The sequence below is a fragment of the Promicromonospora sp. NPDC057138 genome (assembly GCF_042670845.1).
Taxonomy (GTDB): Bacteria; Actinomycetota; Actinomycetes; order Actinomycetales; family Cellulomonadaceae; genus Promicromonospora.
In genome coordinates this window covers 93,593-108,770 of record NZ_JBHUUX010000010.1, presented here as the reverse complement: position 1 = coordinate 108,770, position 15,178 = coordinate 93,593, and the positions used below count along the sequence as shown (strand labels likewise).

Genomic DNA, 15,178 nt, shown 5'->3' with positions numbered 1-15,178 from the left:
ACGGCTCAGACAGAAAGACCTGGCCTCCGATGCCTACACTGTCCCCGCACGGGGTGATTCGCCCCGGATCCGGCAGTGAATCGGTCCAGCACGACCGCCCCCGGGTCGAGGCGAGCACGAGAGAGCACGGAGAAGGGAACGCGGTGGCGTCCACCAAGCAGCGGCAGCGCGCGCAGCAGGCAAGGCAGGCGGAGAAGCGGGCGCAGCGGCAGGCGGCCAAGCGCGCCCACAGGCAGCGCGTCTGGGGCCTGGTTGCCGGGTTCACCGTGCTCGCGCTCGTGGCCGCCTTCGTGATCGCCGCGCTGATCAACAACAACGCGTCCGCCGCGGCCGCCGCCAGCGCCTGCCCGGCGGGTGTCGAGGAGGCGCGGGACGACTACGAGCTCGCCGACCCGTCGGTCGCCGAGGACCGCACCTGGACCGTCACGCTGCGGGCCTGCTCGGGCGACACCGAGGCCGACATCGTCCTCGAGCTCGACGGGCAGAAAGCACCGCAGGCCGTCGCCAGCTTCGTGACGCTCGCCCAGGGTGGCTACTTCGACGACACCGGCTGCCACCGCCTCGTCACGGAGGGCATCCACGTGCTCCAGTGCGGCGACCCGACGTTCACCGGCTCCGGCAGCCCGGGCTACAGCTTCGGCCCCATCGAGAACGCCCCGGACGACGATGTCTACCCCGCCGGCACCGTAGCCATGGCGCGCCGCGGCGGCGATGCCGAGTCCATGGGCTCCCAGTTCTTCCTCGTCTACGAGGAATCGACCATCCCCTCCGACGACGCCGGCGGGTACACGGTCTTCGGCACGATCACATCCGGCCTGGACTTCGTCCGGGCAGTCGCTGACACGGGAACGGCGGACGGCGCATCTGACGGTGCGCCAGCCACCCCGGTCACCATCGAAGGAGTTGAGACCCAGTGAGCGAACCCACTTCTCGCTCGTCCGAGCCCGTCCAGCAGGACGCGCCCGCCGAGCCCGTGGCCGAGACTCCGACCACAGCCGAATCTCCCGCCGAGGCGGTGAGCGAGGCGCCCGAGGCACCTGAGGCGGGCGCCGCAGCGGACGCACCGGAGGCCGTCGTAGCGGAGACGCCCGAGGTCCCCGCGGAGGAGCCGGTCGCCGAGGAGGCTCCGGCCGCCGAGGCAGAGGCACCCGCGCAGGAGGTTCCGGCAGCGGAGGCTCCGGCAGCGGAGGCTCCCGAGACGGAGGCGGCTGTCGAGGAGACTCCCGAGGCAGAGGCCCCCGCGGCCGAGACGGAGGCGGCGGCCCCCGCGGCTGACGCAGCCGTCGAGGAGGCCGCCCTCGAGGTGGCTCCCGTCGAGGAGGCTCCGACGCCGGAGGCGCCCGCCGCCGAGGCCGAGGCTCCCGCGGACGAGGCAGCAGCTCCGACGGCGGAGGCCCCTGCGGCCGACGCAGCCGTCGAGGCGGTTCCCGCCGAGGAAGCCCCCGTCGAGGAGGCCCCGACGCCGGAGGCGCCCGCCGCCGAGGCCGAGGCTCCCGCGGACGAGGCTCCCGCGGACGAGGCAGCTGCCCCGATCGCGGAGGCCCCTGCGGCCGACGTACCGGTCGAGGAAGCTCCCGCCGAGGAAGCCCCGGCACCGGACGCCCCTGCCGCCGAGGCCGAGGCTCCCGCCGAGGAGGCCCCGGCGTCCGCGGCTCCGGCCGCTGCCGACGAGGCGCCCGTCCCGGCTCCCGCTCCCCAGCCCGCGACCCCCCAGCCGGCGACTCCCAAGCCGCCGATCCCGTCGCCGGCCGCGCTCGCGCGGCCCCGTCCGCCCAAGCCGGGCGCCGCGGCACCCGTGACGCCGGCCGCCGCACCGGCTACCGCGCCCACCCCGGTCGTGCCGGTCGCAGCCGACGCGGCGGCGCACGCCGAGGCCGAGAAGTTCGGCCGCGTGGACGACGAGGGCAACGTGTACGTCCGCGAGTCCGCGGGCGAGCGCGTCGTCGGGCAGTTCCCGGGGGTCACCACCGAGGAGGCGCTGGCGCTGTACGTGCGCCGGTACCTGGACCTGAACGCGAAGGTCGGCCTGTTCGAGGCCCGCCTGGACAGTGCGGACCTGTCGGTGCGCGAGATCGACCAGACGCTCCAGAAGCTCGGCGAGGAGACCGCGGAGCCCGCCGCCGTCGGCGACCTGGACGGGCTGCGGACCCGGGTCGACGCGCTGCGCGGTCGCGCGGCCGAGCGGCGCACCGCCCTCGAGGAGGCGCGGTCCGCCGCGAAGGCGGAGGCCGTCGCCGCCCGCACCTCGATCGTGGAGGCCGCCGAGAAGATCGCGGCGACCGACCCGAGCAAGATGCAGTGGCGTCCCGCGGGCGAGGAGCTGCGTTCGCTCCTGGACCGCTGGAAGGACGCCCAGCGTTCCGGGCCGCGCATCGACCGCCCCACGGAGGAGTCCCTCTGGAAGCGGTTCAGCCACGCCCGCACCGCGTTCGACCGCGAGCGCCGGCACTTCTTCGCCGACCTGGAGCAGCGCAACAGCGCCGCCAAGATCGAGAAGGAGAAGCTGGTCTCCGAGGCGGAGTCGCTGTCCACCAGCACCGACTGGGGTTACACGGCGGGCGCGTACCGCGACCTCATGACGCGCTGGAAGGCGGCGGGCCGTGCGTCCCGCAAGGACGACGACGCCCTGTGGGCCAAGTTCCGGGCCGCTCAGGACCGGTTCTTCCAGGCACGGGACGCCGAGAACGCCGTCATCGACGCGGAGTACGGCGAGAACCTGAAGGTCAAGGAGGAGCTGCTGCTGGAGGCCGAGGCGCTGGTTCCGGTCAAGGACCTGAACAAGGCCAAGGCCGTGCTGCGCAACATCCAGGAGCGCTGGGAGGAGGCGGGCAAGGTTCCTCGCGGCGACATCCAGCGCGTCGAGGGCCGGCTGCGGGCGGTCGAGACCGCGATCCGCGACGCCGACCAGGTGCAGTGGAAGCGCAGCAACCCGGAGACGCGGGCGCGTGCCGAGGGTGCGGCGGCGCAGCTCGAGGCCGCGATCGCGGGCCTCGAGGAGGACCTCGCCAGGGCCCAGGCCAAGGGTGACAAGCGCAAGGTCTCCGAGCTGGAGGCAGCGGTCACGGCCCGCCGCTCCTGGCTGGAGCAGGTAGTCAAGGCGGCGGAGGACTCCCGGGGCTGACGGCCTTCGGAGGTTGTCCACAGCGGGCCCGGTCGCGTACTGCGCGACCGGGCCCGCTGCGCATAGGTTCTGCGCATGCCACCCCCGCGCACCTCGCTCGCCGCGCTCCTCGATCCCCGGCCGAGGCCCGCGCCGGTCGTGGTCACGCCCGCGCACGTGGGCGGTCCGGTGGCGTGGTCCGACCTGCGGCGTTCCGGCGCCCTCGTCGAGCTGCACGACGGCGCGGCGGTCGGCGTCGGCTCGGTGGTGAGGCCCCGGCATCGTGCGCTGGCGCTCGCGGGCGAGGTTCCTGCGCGCAGCGTCCTGGCCGCCGCGACGGCCGGGTGGGTGCACACCGGGTTGTACGACGGCGTCGCCGCGCCGGCCTGGCCGGAGGGTGCGCCGATCGAGGTGGCCTACTCCCCCGGCGTCCACTGGCCGACGCCGCGTGCCGGGCGGGTCGCGCGGCGCGTGCCGGGGCTCGCCTCGGACACGGTCCGCCTCGCGGGGGTGCCCGTCACGCGGCTGGCCCGGACCGCCGTCGACGTCGCCTGCACCGCCTCGCTGGAGGCCGCGGTGCCCGTCCTGGTCGCCCTGGCGGAGCGCGGTGTGGACCTGCGGGGCGCCGCGCAGCTGCTCGACCGGCGAGCCCGGGTGGTGGGCCGGCCCGCGGCGCACCGGGCGCTTTCAGCAGCGCTGGAGCGGCTGGCGGGCTAGGTTCGGTCTCATGGCCGGATCCAAGACACCAGCGGTGGAGCTCGACGTCGCGGGACGCACGGTCCGCGTGACGAGCCCGGACCGCGTCGTCTTCCCCCGAGGAATCACCAAGCTGCAGGTCGTCGAGTACTTCGTCGCCGTCTCCGACGGCATCACCGGCGCCCTGCTGCACCGCCCCACCACACTGGAGCGGTGGCCCAAGGGCTGGCACGAGGGCGCGCACCTCGCCACCCGCATGCCGAAGCCGAACGACCCGAAGGGTGACGGCTTCTACCAGAAGCGCATCCCCCAGGGTGCACCCGGCTACGTCGAGACCGCGACCATCGCGTTCCCGTCGGGCCGGACGGCGGACGAGGTGTGCCCCACCGAGCCCGCCGTCGTGGCCTGGGCGGCGAACATGGGCACGCTCACCTTCCACCCGTGGCCGGTCCGGCGGGACGATGTCGAGGCGATCGACCAGCTACGGATCGACCTCGACCCGCAGCCCGGTACGGCCTTCGCGGAGGCGGCCGCCGTGGCCCCGCACCTGCGCGAGCTGCTGGGCGAGCTGAACCTGACGGGGTATCCCAAGACGTCCGGCGGCCGCGGGCTGCACGTGTTCGTGCCGCTGGAGCCGCGGTGGACGTTCACGCAGGGCCGGCGGGCGACCATCGCGATCGGGCGGGAGCTGGAGCGCCGTCTGCCCGGCAAGGTCACGACGCGGTGGTGGAAGGAGGAGCGCGGCGAGGCGATCTTCGTGGACTACAACCAGATGGCGCGCGACCGCACCATCGCCTCCGCGTACTCGATCCGGGCCAACGGCAAGGCGACGGTGTCGATGCCGCTGGAGTGGGACGAGGTGGGCGACGTGCACCCGGACGACTTCGACGTCCTGAGCGCTCCGGCGAGGTTCGCCGAGCGCGGGGACCTGTTCGCCGCGCTGCGCGCCGACCGCGACCCGGCGCTGGACTGCTCGCTGGACGCGGCCCTCGACCTCGCGGCCCGCGACGAGGCCGACGGGCTCGACGACCTCCCCTACCCGCCGGAGTACCCGAAGATGCCGGGCGAGCCCAAGCGGGTCCAGCCCAGCCGCGACAAGGACCGGGACCGATCAAAGGACCCCGCCAAGGACTGACCGTTGTGGGCGTGACCGTTGCGCCTATACCGGACGTGTGGTCGCAACGATCACGCCCACAACCAAGGTGAGGGTCAGTGGTTGCGCAGGGCCTTGATGAGCTCGCCCTTGCGCATCGTGGACCGACCCTCGATGCCGATCTCGGCCGCGCGCTTGCGCAGGTCCTCGACGGTCCAGTCGTCGTACTCGGGCGACTTGCCGCCCTTGCGGCCGACGCTCCTGCGGGACGAGCCCGCGGCGGCGTTGGCGATGCGCGCCGCCTTCTCCTTGGAGCTGCCCTCGTCGCGCAGCTTCTCGTACAGCTCCTTGTCCTTGACGCTCGGGCCAGGATCACGTCTCGGCATGGCTGCTCCTCCCGCTCGGACTGACGGTTCACTCCCCACGGTGGTTCAGCCCTGACTGGCTCGCATCTCCCGGACAGATGAGTTTCGCCCCGCTCCGGCGTCGGACCGTACAGGGGCACCCTGAGCTACTTCGCGAACATGTCCGCCGACGGGTGCGTCTACCTGCGCTACGTGCCGCGCTGAGGCAGGCTCGTTCCGTGACCACACTCAACCTGCCCGTTCAGCCCCCGGTCCGGCCGATGCTCGCCAAGAGCGTGCCGTCGGTCCCCGCCCAGTCGGACACCGCCGTCGGACCCGCCTACGTCTACGAGCCGAAATGGGACGGCTTCCGCGCCATCGTGTACCGCGACGGCGACGACGTCCGCATCGACTCCCGCAACGCGAAGCCCATGGACCGCTACTTTCCCGACGTCGTCGCGGCGGTCCGCGAGGCGCTCCCGGAACGGTGCGTGGTCGACGGCGAGATAGTCATCGCCCGGACGCCGGGGGTCTCGCCAGGCCCGACCGGCGAACCCGGCCCGACCGGCGGCGCACATCTCGACTTCGAGCTGCTGTCCCAGCGCATCCACCCGGCGGCGTCCCGCGTCAACATGCTCGCCGAGACCACACCCGCCGCGCTCGTGGTGTTCGACGTCCTCGCGCTGGGCGACGAGTCGCTCATGGACCGCCCGCTGACCGAGCGGATCGAGGCGCTGGACGGGCTGGGCCTGAAGGGCCCGCTCGTGTTCGCCACGCCGCGCACTCTCGACGCCGCGGTCGCCGAGGAGTGGTTCGGCTCCTTCGAGGGCGCGGGCCTGGACGGCGTGGTCGCCAAGCCCGCGGACGGCGCCTACGCGCCCAACAAGCGCGCCATGCTGAAGATCAAGCACACCCGCACCGCCGACGTCGTCCTGGCGGGCTACCGGCTGCACAAGACCTCGACCCCCGAGGCGCCGCTGATCGGCTCGCTGCTCCTGGGCCTGTGGGACGAGTCCGACGACGGCCCGCGGCTGCAGTTCGTCGGCGTCGCCGCGTCGTTCTCGGCGACCCGGCGCGCGGAGCTCGTCGCCGAGCTGGCGCCGCTCGTCGTCGAGCCCGGCACGCCGGCCGCCGACGAGCACCCGTGGCACGGGTGGTCCGACCCGGCGAACGCCGAGGCGGGCGACCGGCTGCCCGGCGCGCAGTCCCGCTGGAGCTCCGGCAAGGACCTGTCGTTCACGCCCCTGCGCGCCGAGCGCGTGCTCGAGGTCGGGTACGACCACATGGAGGGCACGCGGTTCCGGCACACCGCCCAGTTCAAGCGCTGGCGCCCGGACCGCGAGCCGGCGTCGTGCACCTACGAGCAGCTCGAGGAGCCGGTCAGCTACGACCTGGGCGAGCTGCTGCCGGGCGCGCCTGGTACCGCCTGACGCGGGCCGGCCGGCCCGTGCCACGCCCCGGTCAGTGCGGGCCATAGTGGTCACCCATGGCCCGGGCTGTCGCGACTCAGACCGGGAGCTGCGGCCGCTCGACCGGCTTGGTGCCGGTGATGCGGTGCACGTCGAACACGCCCTCGACCTTCCGGACCGCCGCGAGCACCGTCGCGAGGTGTGCCGGCTCGGCCATCTCGAAGATGAACCGGGAGACGGCCAGCCGGTCGTCCGACGTCGAGACGAACGCGGACAGGATGTTGACGTGGTTCTCGGACAGCACGCGCGTGACGTCCGAGAGGAGCCGGGACCGGTCGAGCGCCTCGACCTGGATCTGCACCAGGAACATCGTGTTGGCGCCCTGCGTCCACTCCACCTCGACCAGGCGCTCCGGCTGCTTGCGCAGCCCGTCCAGGTTCACGCAGTCCGTGCGGTGCACGCTGACGCCCTGGCCGCGCGTCACGAAGCCGACGATGTCGTCGCCCGGCACCGGGGTGCAGCACTTGGCGAGCTTGACCCACACGTCCGCGGAGTCGGAGCCCTTGAGCATGACGCCCGGGTCGCCCGAGCGCACCCGCCGGGCGGTGAGCCCGCCGGGCCGGGTCACCTCGGCGACGTCCTCCTCCGCTCCGTCCGCGCCGCCCAGCGCCCTGACCAGCTTGTCCACGACGTGGGCGGACGAGATCTGCCCCTCGCCGACGGCCGCGTACAGCGCGGACACGTCCTGGTAGTTCATCTCGTTCGCGACCCCGACGAGGGTCTCGTGCGACATGAGGCGCTGGATCGGCAGGCCCTGCTTGCGCATGGACTTGGCTATCCAGTCCTTGCCGGTCTCGACGGCCTCCTCGCGGCGCTCCTTGGTGAACCACTGGCGGATCTTGTTCCGCGCGCGCGGCGACTTCACGAACCCGAGCCAGTCGCGGCTCGGCCCGGCTGTCTCCGACTTCGAGGTGAGGATGTCGATGACGTCGCCGTTCTCCAGCGGCGAGTCCAGCGGCACCAGGCGGCCGTTCACGCGGGCGCCCATGGTGCGGTGCCCCACCTCGGTGTGCACGGCGTACGCGAAGTCGACCGGCGTCGCGCCGCCCGGCAGCGCCATCGCCATGCCCTTCGGCGTGAAGACGTAGACCTCGTCGCCGCCGATCTCGAACCGCAGCGAGTCGAGGAACTCCGCCGGGTCGGCGGTCTCGCGCTGCCAGTCCACGAGCTGGCGCAGCCAGGCCATGTCCTGGTTCTTCGGGTCGGCGCCACCGCCCGCCGGCGTCTTCTCCTTGTACTTCCAGTGCGCCGCGACGCCGTACTCGGCGCGGCGGTGCATGTCGTGCGTGCGGATCTGGATCTCCACGGGCTTGCCGCCCGGGCCGATCACCGTCGTGTGCAGCGACTGGTACATGTTGAACTTCGGCATCGCGATGTAGTCCTTGAACCGGCCGGGGACCGGGTTCCACCGCGCGTGCATGGCGCCGAGCGCCGCGTAGCAGTCGCGCACCGTGTCCACCAGGACCCGGGTGCCGACGAGGTCGTAGATCTCCGCGAAGTCGTGACCGCGCACGATCATCTTCTGATAGATCGAGTAGTAGTGCTTCGGCCGGCCCGTCACCGTGGCCTTGATCTTGGCGCTGCGGAGGTCGGACTCGATCTGGCCCTTCACCACGCCGAGGTACTCCTCGCGCGCGGGGGCCCGCTCGGCCACCAGGTGCACGATCTCGTCGTACACCTTGGGGTACAGGGTCTGGAAGGAGAGGTCTTCCAGCTCCCACTTGATCGTGTTCATGCCCAGCCGGTGGGCCAGGGGCGCGTAGATCTCGACGGTCTCGCGCGCCTTGCGCTCCGCCGACTTGGACGGCACGTACTTCCAGGTGCGGGCGTTGTGCAGGCGGTCGGCCAGCTTGATGACCAGCACGCGGATGTCCTTGGCCATCGCCACGACCATCTTGCGCACGGTCTCGGCCTGCGCCGCGTCGCCGTACTTCACCTTGTCGAGCTTGGTCACGCCGTCCACGAGCAGCGCGACGTCGTCGCCGAACTCGCCGCGCAGCGTGTCCAGCGCGTAGTCGGTGTCCTCCACCGTGTCGTGCAGCAGGGCTGCCGCGATCGTCGTGCCCTCGAAGCCGAGCTCGGCGAGGATCGTCGAGACGGCGACCGGGTGCGTGATGTACGGGTCGCCGCTCTTGCGCATCTGGCCGCGGTGGGCCCGCTCCGCGACGACGTACGCGCGCTCGATCAGCGACACGTCGGCCTTGGGGTGGTTGCTGCGGATCGCCTGCAGCAGCGGCTCGATCGCGGCGGGCGTACCGCCGCCCACGCTGCGCACGCCAAGGCGCACCAGCCGGTTCCGCATCCGGCTGCCACCGGGCGGGGTCGGCGGGCTCTTCTCGGGCACAGGAGCGCGTGACACCGTGTTCTCAGCCATGTACGCGCCTCCTTCCCCGGGTGGAACCCGGAGTCGCCAGTCTAGCCCTGGACCTCTATTCCCCGTCCGAAGGGCTCATTCACCGGACGTCGTGTCTACTCGCAGGAGAGTATCGACGTTGCGGCCCTCAAGCCTGCCTCGCCCGTGGAGTGCCTCCAGCTCGAGCAGGAACACGAGCCCCGCCACCACTCCCCCGCACTGCTCGATCAGCTGCGCGGCCGCCGCCGCGGTACCACCCGTGGCGAGGACGTCGTCAATGATCAGAACACGCGCACCAGGCGTGAGTGTTCCCGAGCGCAGCTCGATGGACGCCGACCCGTACTCCAGGTCGTACGAGACGCGCTCGGTGGGCGGCGGGAGCTTGCCGGCCTTGCGCAGGGGCAGGAACCCGAGCCCCAGGGCGTGCGCCACCGGCGCGCCGAGCAGGAACCCGCGGGCCTCCATCCCCGCAACGACGTCGACCCCGTCCGCCAGGGCCAGGCGCGTGAACGCCTCCACGACGTCGGCCAAGCCCTCGGCGTCGGCCAGCAGCGGGGTGATGTCCTTGAAGAGGATGCCCGGGGAAGGAAAGTCAGGGACGTCCGCGATCAGGTCGCGAACGCGCGTCGCCCTCTCCGGCAGCAGGCCGGAGAGGGCGACGTCGGTCATGTCGTCTGCCACGAAGCGGAGCCTACCGGCGACGCTTGGGCTGAGCGGTCTGTCCCTGGTGATGCCCCGGGACGAGCTGAGCGGAACCGGACGCCGCGGCGGCCAGCACGCTCTCGTCGGCACCCTCGGCGATCAGCCCGGCACGCAGGTCCATGACCTTCTTGGTGTGCTCGGCGATCTTGGGCTCCCGCTCCCGCAGCGACACGTCCAGCGGCGTCGCGAGGAAGAGCGAGGACAGCGCGCCCGCGGCGATACCGACGAACAGCGACAGCGAGATGTCCTTCAGCGTGCCGGCCCCCAGGAGGAAGCCACCCACGAACAGGATGCCCGCCACGGGCAAGAGCGCCACCACGGAGGTGTTGATGGACCGGACCAGGGTCTGGTTCACCGCGAGGTTGGCCCGCTCGGCGTAGGTGCTGCGGGACTGCTCGGTCACTGCGGTCGTGTTCTCGCGCACCTTGTCGAAGACGACCATCTTGTCGTACAGCGAGAAGCCCAGGATGGTCAGGAAGCCGATGATGGTCGACGGCGTGACCTCCCAGCCGATCACCGCGTACACGCCGGCCGAGATCAGCACGTCGCAGAGCATCGCCACCACGGCGGCGACCGACATGCGCCAGGCGCGGAAGTACACGGTCATGAAGAGCGCCGCCGCCAGGACGAACGCCACGGTGCCCCAGAGGGCCCGCAGGCTCACGGACTGGCCCCAGGTCGGGCCGATGAAGTTCGACGTGACCTCGCGGGCCTCGACGCCGTACGCGTCGGCCAGCGCATCGGCGACCTGGTCCGTCTGCTGGTTGCTGAGCTGTGAGGTCTGGACCCGTACCGCGTCCGCGCCCAGGCTGGAGACGTGCGGCTCCTCGTCCGGTGCCACCGTGGCGACCGCGTCGAGGGCGATGTCCTCGTCCGTGGTCGAGGTGCCCGACACGGTGAACTCGGAGCCACCCCTGAAGTCGATGCCGAGGTTCAGGCCCTGGAAGACCAGCACGAGGATCGACGCCGCCGAGAACAGCGCGACGATCGAGAACCAGACCCGGCGCCGCTGGATGATCGGGTAGGACCTACGGCCCGTGTAAAGGTCGTTGCCCCACTGGGCGAAGCCGCCGCGAGCCATCAGTGCTTCTCCTCGTTCTGAGCCGCTTCGGCGGCAGCCTTGCGCTCGGCGGCACGCCGCTCCGCGATAGTCAACCTGCGGCCGTCCTCGGCGACGCGCGGCGCGGGAGGCACCGACCGCGCCGAGACCAGCTCGCGCTCCCTGCCCGGCGCGGGGGCGTCCGCCGGAGCGACGGCGTCCGGCTTCGGGCCCGCGAACCGGCCCGCACCGCGGTAGGGCGCGGCGTCCAGACGGTCGGCCGACAGGCCCGACCACTTGTGGCCGTCGCGGAAGAACGGCACCTTCGAGATGAGCTCCATGACCGGGTGCGTGAACCAGATGACGACCATGACGTCGATGATCGTGGTCAGGCCCAGCGTGAACGCGAAGCCGCGCACGCCGCCCACGGTCATGAAGTACAGGATCAGCGCGGAGAGCAGGTTCACCGACTTCGCGGCGTAGATCGTGCGGCGGGCACGGGTCCAGCCGCGCTGGACGGCGAGCCGGAGCGTGCGCCCGTCACGCAGCTCGTCACGGATACGTTCGAAGTACACGATGAAGGAGTCGGCGGTGAAGCCGATGGCGACGATCAGACCTGCGACACCCGGCAGCGACAGGCGGTAGCCCATCCCCCAGCTCAGGATGGTGATCACGCTATAGGTCATGGCGGCGGCTACGACCAGCGAGGCCACGGTGAGCAGGCCGAGCGCTCGGTACTGGAACAGCGAGTAGATGACCACGAGCACCAGGCCGATGAGACCGGCGAAGAGCCCGCGCTGCAGCTGCTCGGAACCCAGCGTCGCCGAGATCGTGTTCTGCCCCTGCACCTCGAACGTCAGCGGCAGCGAACCGAAGCTGAGCTGGTTGGCCAGCGTGGCGGCGGTGTCCCGGGTGAAGGAGCCGGAGATGATCGCCTGACCGTTCGTGATCGCCGCGTTGCTGCTCGGCGCGGAGACGACGAGGCTGTCCAGCACGATCGCGAACTGGTTGAGCGGCGGCTGCAGCGGCGTCAGGCGTTCGGTGGTCTCCCGGAACTTCGTCGTGCCCTCGGAGTTGAAGGAGAGGGTGACGCCCCACTCGTTCGAGACCGTGCCGTTGGCGCCGGGCACCAGGCCGGACGTCGCCGAGTTCAGGTCGGTGCCGTCCACCTCGACCGGGCCGAGGATGTACTTCGCCGTACCGGTCTGGTCGCACGTGACGAGCAGCAGGTCCGGGCGGTCCCCGCCGCCGCCTTCGAGGCTCTTCGGGTCGGTGCAGTCCAGCGCGTCGTACGCGGCCTGGACGGACGGCGTGATCTGCGCCGGGTCGGAGGGGTCGGTCGCCGACTTGATCGCCTTCTCCTGCTCGGCGATCTCCTTCTTGGTCGGCTTGTCCGCCGCGGCCCCGGCGTCGGCAGCATCGCCGTCGCCCTTGGCTGCCTTGTCGGCGGCATCGCCGGACGCGGACGGGCTCGCCGACGGCTGCGCCGTCGGAACCGGGTTGCCGACCATCAGGACCGGGCGGAACTTCATCTGCGCGGCCTGGGAGATCAGGGCGACGGTCTCGTCGTCCACCTCGCCCGGGATCTCGACCACGATCTGCCGCTGGCCCTGGGCGGCGATCTCCGCCTCGCTCACGCCGTTGGCGTCGACACGCTGGCGGATGACACCGATGGCCTCCTCCATCGCGTCCGGGGTGATCTCGGAGCCGTCGGAGGTCACGGCTTCCAGGATGACCTGGGTGCCGCCCTGGAGGTCGAGCGCGAGGCCGGGGGCCAGGCTCGCTCCGTCCGGGTTGTCGCTCGACTTTCCGTCGAGCTGCCAACCAGCCAATAGGACGCCGAAAGGCAGCAGGATCGTCAAGATCGTCAGGAGCACGATCGTGCGAGCCGGCCGCGAGCGCCGGGTGTCAGTCGCCAACGTCTGTCTCTTCTCGTGTGCGCGCCGGGGTACGTCCGGCGCGGGTTCGGCGCCGCCCGGGATCACCGGACGGCGCGGCCGTCACTTGCCGTCTGCGTCCGCGTCCCGCCGCTGCTGCTCCCGGTACTCGCGCTGGGCGGTGTCCAGGCCGGACAGGTCGTCGGGGACGTCGTTCGCGTCCGGGCTGATGGTACTTGCCGTTTCGTCGTTCGCTGTGATGTCGGACTCGTCCGCCGCGTCGTCGGTGTCCGCGTCGTCGGCGACGGGCTCGTCGATCTTCTTCGAGATGGCCGCACGGAGCCAGGTGGTGGGGTTACCGGGGAAGGACTCGATGGTCACCTGGTCGTTCGAGTCGTCGACGTCGACGACGGTGCCGATCATGCCGGAGGCGGTCATGACCTTGGTCCCGACGGTGAGGTTGTTCCGGAACTCCGCGGCCTCGCGCTGCTGCTTGCGCGTGCGGGAGGACATGAAGAACATCACCACGAGGAGGATCGCGACGAGAATGAGCATTTCCACGGTAAGGGTCCCTGTTCGATTGCGGTGTCGGATGAGCTGCGCTCGCATGCGTCGCGCACTACGACGAGGATCCAACCCAGTGTAGTGCCGGGGCTGAATCCTCGGGTCGCCCGCCTGGGGCGCCACCAGAACAACGTCAGGGGTCGAGCAAAGTTCCCGTCTCGGGGGCCGCTGCGACATTTCCCGGCGCCGGGGCGGGCGGCGTCAGCCCCAGGTGCTCCCAGGCCGCCGCGGTCGCGACGCGGCCGCGCGGGGTACGTCCGACCAGGCCCTCGCGCACGAGGTAGGGCTCGGCGACGGTCTCGACGGTCTCGGCCTCCTCGCCCACCGTCATGGCCAGTGTGCTCAGCCCCACGGGCCCGCCGCCGAACCGGGTGCACAGCGCGGTGAGCACCGCGCGGTCGAGACGGTCGAGGCCGATGGGGTCGACCTCGTACACCTCCAGGGCGGACTTGGCGGCATGCAGGTCGAGGCGCCCGTCGCCGCGCACCTGGGCCCAGTCGCGCACGCGGCGCAGCAGACGGTTGGCGATGCGGGGGGTGCCGCGGGAGCGGCCGGCGATCTCGTGCGCCGCCGCGTGCTCGAGGTGCACGCCGAGCAGCCCGGAGGAGCGCAGGATCACGCGCTCCAGCTCCTCGGGCGAGTAGTAGTCCATGTGCCCGGTGAACCCGAAGCGGTCGCGCAGCGGCGCGGGCAGCAGGCCGGAGCGGGTGGTGGCGCCGACGACGGTGAACCGCGGCAGCGCGAGCGGGATCGCGGAGGCGCCGGCGCCCTTGCCGACGACGACGTCGACCCGGAAGTCCTCCATGGCGACGTACAGGAGCTCCTCGGCGGGGCGGGCGAGGCGGTGGATCTCGTCGATGAACAGCACGTCGCCCTCCTCCAGGGAGGACAGGACGGCGGCGAGGTCGCCCGCGTGCTGGATGGCCGGGCCGCTGGTCAGCCGCATGTGCGACTCCAGCTCGCCCGAGATGATCATGGCCAGGGTCGTCTTGCCGAGCCCGGGCGGGCCGGACAGGAGCACGTGGTCGGGCGGGTTGCCGCGGGCGATGGCGGCCTGCAGCACGAGGGAGAGCTGGTCGCGCACCACCCGCTGCCCGACGAAGTCGTCGAGCTTCTTGGGGCGGAGCGCGGCCTCGGCGGCGCGCTCGATCTCGTCGGCGCTCGGGGCGACGATCCGGCTGCCGGAGCTCTCGGTCGTGGTCGAGGCCTCAGCCACGGTGTCCTCCCAGCACGCGCAGCGCGGCGCGGAGAGTGGAGGCGACCTCGTCGGCGGCGACGGCGTCGGTCCCCGCGTCGGCGAGCACCTTCGCCACGGCGTCGTCGGCCTGCTTGGCGGGCCAGCCCAGGCCGGCCAGGGCCTCCACCACCCGCTCGGAGTGGTCGCCGGCTGCGGCCGCCGCACCCGGCGATGCCTCGGCGGGCGCGACGCCGGACGGCGGCCCGAGCCGGTCACCCAGCTCCAGGACTATGCGCTGGGCGCCTTTCCTGCCGATGCCCGGTACGCGGGTCAGCGCGGCGAGGTCCTCGCCCGCGACGGCGCGGCGCAGCGCGTCCGGGGTGTGCACGGCGAGCATCGCGAGCGCGAGCCGCGGCCCGACGCCGGAGACGGTCTGGACCACCTCGAACACGTCGCGCTCGTCGGGGTCGCCGAACCCGTACAGGGTCATCGAGTCCTCGCGGACCACCATGCTCGTGGCGACGCCGGCCGTCTCGCCGACACGCAGCCCGGCCAGCGTGGTGGGCGTGGCGTGCACCAGGTAGCCGACGCCGCCGACGTCCACCACCGCACGATCCAGGCCGATGTGGGCCACGGTTCCCGTCAGCGAGGCGATCACGGGCTCCCCCTTCTTGCGTCCTGGGACTATCGAACGTTCGTGCGAGGAGCCTAACAAGCGCGCCGGTGCCATCCGGGCGTGCCACGCCGCCAGTCCCCGACCGCAG

General features: G+C 72.1%; 13 protein-coding genes. 5 read left to right on the top strand and 8 right to left on the bottom strand.

The genetic code is table 11. The features are described from left to right. The first annotated feature begins 143 nt into the window (after positions 1–143). From ACFT2C_RS09600 to ACFT2C_RS09585, 4 genes are all read left to right on the top strand, one after another. Entirely contained in the window at positions 144–917 is a 774-nt protein-coding gene (locus ACFT2C_RS09600; protein WP_377206808.1) for a peptidylprolyl isomerase, read from the top strand. After that, complete coding sequence (locus tag ACFT2C_RS09595; RefSeq protein WP_377206807.1) at positions 914–3,121, top strand: DUF349 domain-containing protein; 2,208 nt, start codon at positions 914–916, stop codon at positions 3,119–3,121. The genes ACFT2C_RS09600 and ACFT2C_RS09595 overlap by 4 nt, the downstream gene beginning before the upstream one ends. Before the next feature lie 75 nt (positions 3,122–3,196). Beyond that, complete coding sequence (locus ACFT2C_RS09590) at positions 3,197–3,817, top strand: hypothetical protein (RefSeq protein ID WP_377206806.1); 621 nt, start codon at positions 3,197–3,199, stop codon at positions 3,815–3,817. A 10-nt stretch (positions 3,818–3,827) separates the two neighbouring features. Further along, a complete protein-coding gene (locus ACFT2C_RS09585; protein ID WP_377206805.1) occupies positions 3,828–4,931 on the top strand; it encodes a DNA polymerase domain-containing protein in 1,104 nt (367 codons plus the stop codon). A 74-nt stretch (positions 4,932–5,005) separates the two neighbouring features. Here ACFT2C_RS09585 and ACFT2C_RS09580 read toward each other — a convergent pair whose 3' ends face one another. Continuing rightward, positions 5,006–5,275, bottom strand: a complete 270-nt coding sequence (locus ACFT2C_RS09580; RefSeq protein WP_377206804.1) for a Rho termination factor N-terminal domain-containing protein — start codon at positions 5,273–5,275, stop codon at positions 5,006–5,008. Positions 5,276–5,472: 197 nt separating this feature from the next. Between ACFT2C_RS09580 and ACFT2C_RS09575 the strand changes: the two genes are divergently transcribed. Further along, the gene (locus ACFT2C_RS09575) at positions 5,473–6,663 is read left to right on the top strand and encodes an ATP-dependent DNA ligase (RefSeq protein WP_377206803.1); all 1,191 of its coding nucleotides are present in this window, start codon (positions 5,473–5,475) and stop codon (positions 6,661–6,663) included. A 76-nt stretch (positions 6,664–6,739) separates the two neighbouring features. Here ACFT2C_RS09575 and ACFT2C_RS09570 read toward each other — a convergent pair whose 3' ends face one another. The 7 genes from ACFT2C_RS09570 to ruvA form a co-directional block, all read right to left on the bottom strand. Beyond that, positions 6,740–9,076: a RelA/SpoT family protein gene (locus ACFT2C_RS09570; RefSeq protein ID WP_377206802.1), complete on the bottom strand. Its 2,337-nt coding sequence runs from the start codon at positions 9,074–9,076 to the stop codon at positions 6,740–6,742. Positions 9,077–9,151: 75 nt separating this feature from the next. Continuing rightward, a complete protein-coding gene (locus tag ACFT2C_RS09565; RefSeq protein WP_377206837.1) occupies positions 9,152–9,724 on the bottom strand; it encodes an adenine phosphoribosyltransferase in 573 nt (190 codons plus the stop codon). A gap of 22 nt (positions 9,725–9,746) precedes the next feature. Then, positions 9,747–10,838: a protein translocase subunit SecF gene (gene secF / locus ACFT2C_RS09560; protein ID WP_377206801.1), complete on the bottom strand. Its 1,092-nt coding sequence runs from the start codon at positions 10,836–10,838 to the stop codon at positions 9,747–9,749. Beyond that, a complete protein-coding gene (gene secD / locus ACFT2C_RS09555; RefSeq protein ID WP_377206800.1) occupies positions 10,838–12,715 on the bottom strand; it encodes a protein translocase subunit SecD in 1,878 nt (625 codons plus the stop codon). Before secD ends, secF begins: the two co-directional genes overlap by 1 nt. 81 nt (positions 12,716–12,796) lie before the next feature. Further along, positions 12,797–13,228: a preprotein translocase subunit YajC gene (yajC, locus tag ACFT2C_RS09550; RefSeq protein ID WP_377206836.1), complete on the bottom strand. Its 432-nt coding sequence runs from the start codon at positions 13,226–13,228 to the stop codon at positions 12,797–12,799. A 142-nt stretch (positions 13,229–13,370) separates the two neighbouring features. Further along, entirely contained in the window at positions 13,371–14,453 is a 1,083-nt protein-coding gene (ruvB, locus tag ACFT2C_RS09545) for a Holliday junction branch migration DNA helicase RuvB (protein WP_377206799.1), read from the bottom strand. After that, positions 14,446–15,072 carry a Holliday junction branch migration protein RuvA gene (ruvA, locus tag ACFT2C_RS09540; RefSeq protein WP_377206798.1) on the bottom strand — a complete coding sequence of 209 codons (627 nt, stop codon included), beginning with the start codon at positions 15,070–15,072 and terminating at the stop codon, positions 14,446–14,448. The genes ruvB and ruvA overlap by 8 nt, the downstream gene beginning before the upstream one ends. Between the last annotated feature and the right edge of the window lie 106 nt (positions 15,073–15,178).

Bases quoted from the DNA above. Each gene is read 5' to 3' on its own strand.
- ACFT2C_RS09570 (WP_377206802.1), bottom strand. From the start codon at position 9,076: ATGGCTGAGAACACGGTGTCACGCGCTCCTGTGCCCGAGAAGAGCCCG.
- secF (WP_377206801.1), bottom strand. From the start codon at position 10,838: ATGGCTCGCGGCGGCTTCGCCCAGTGGGGCAACGACCTTTACACGGGC.
- ACFT2C_RS09565 (WP_377206837.1), bottom strand. From the start codon at position 9,724: ATGACCGACGTCGCCCTCTCCGGCCTGCTGCCGGAGAGGGCGACGCGC.
- ACFT2C_RS09590 (WP_377206806.1), top strand. From the start codon at position 3,197: ATGCCACCCCCGCGCACCTCGCTCGCCGCGCTCCTCGATCCCCGGCCG.
- ACFT2C_RS09580 (WP_377206804.1), bottom strand. From the start codon at position 5,275: ATGCCGAGACGTGATCCTGGCCCGAGCGTCAAGGACAAGGAGCTGTAC.
- ACFT2C_RS09585 (WP_377206805.1), top strand. From the start codon at position 3,828: ATGGCCGGATCCAAGACACCAGCGGTGGAGCTCGACGTCGCGGGACGC.
- yajC (WP_377206836.1), bottom strand. From the start codon at position 13,228: ATGCTCATTCTCGTCGCGATCCTCCTCGTGGTGATGTTCTTCATGTCC.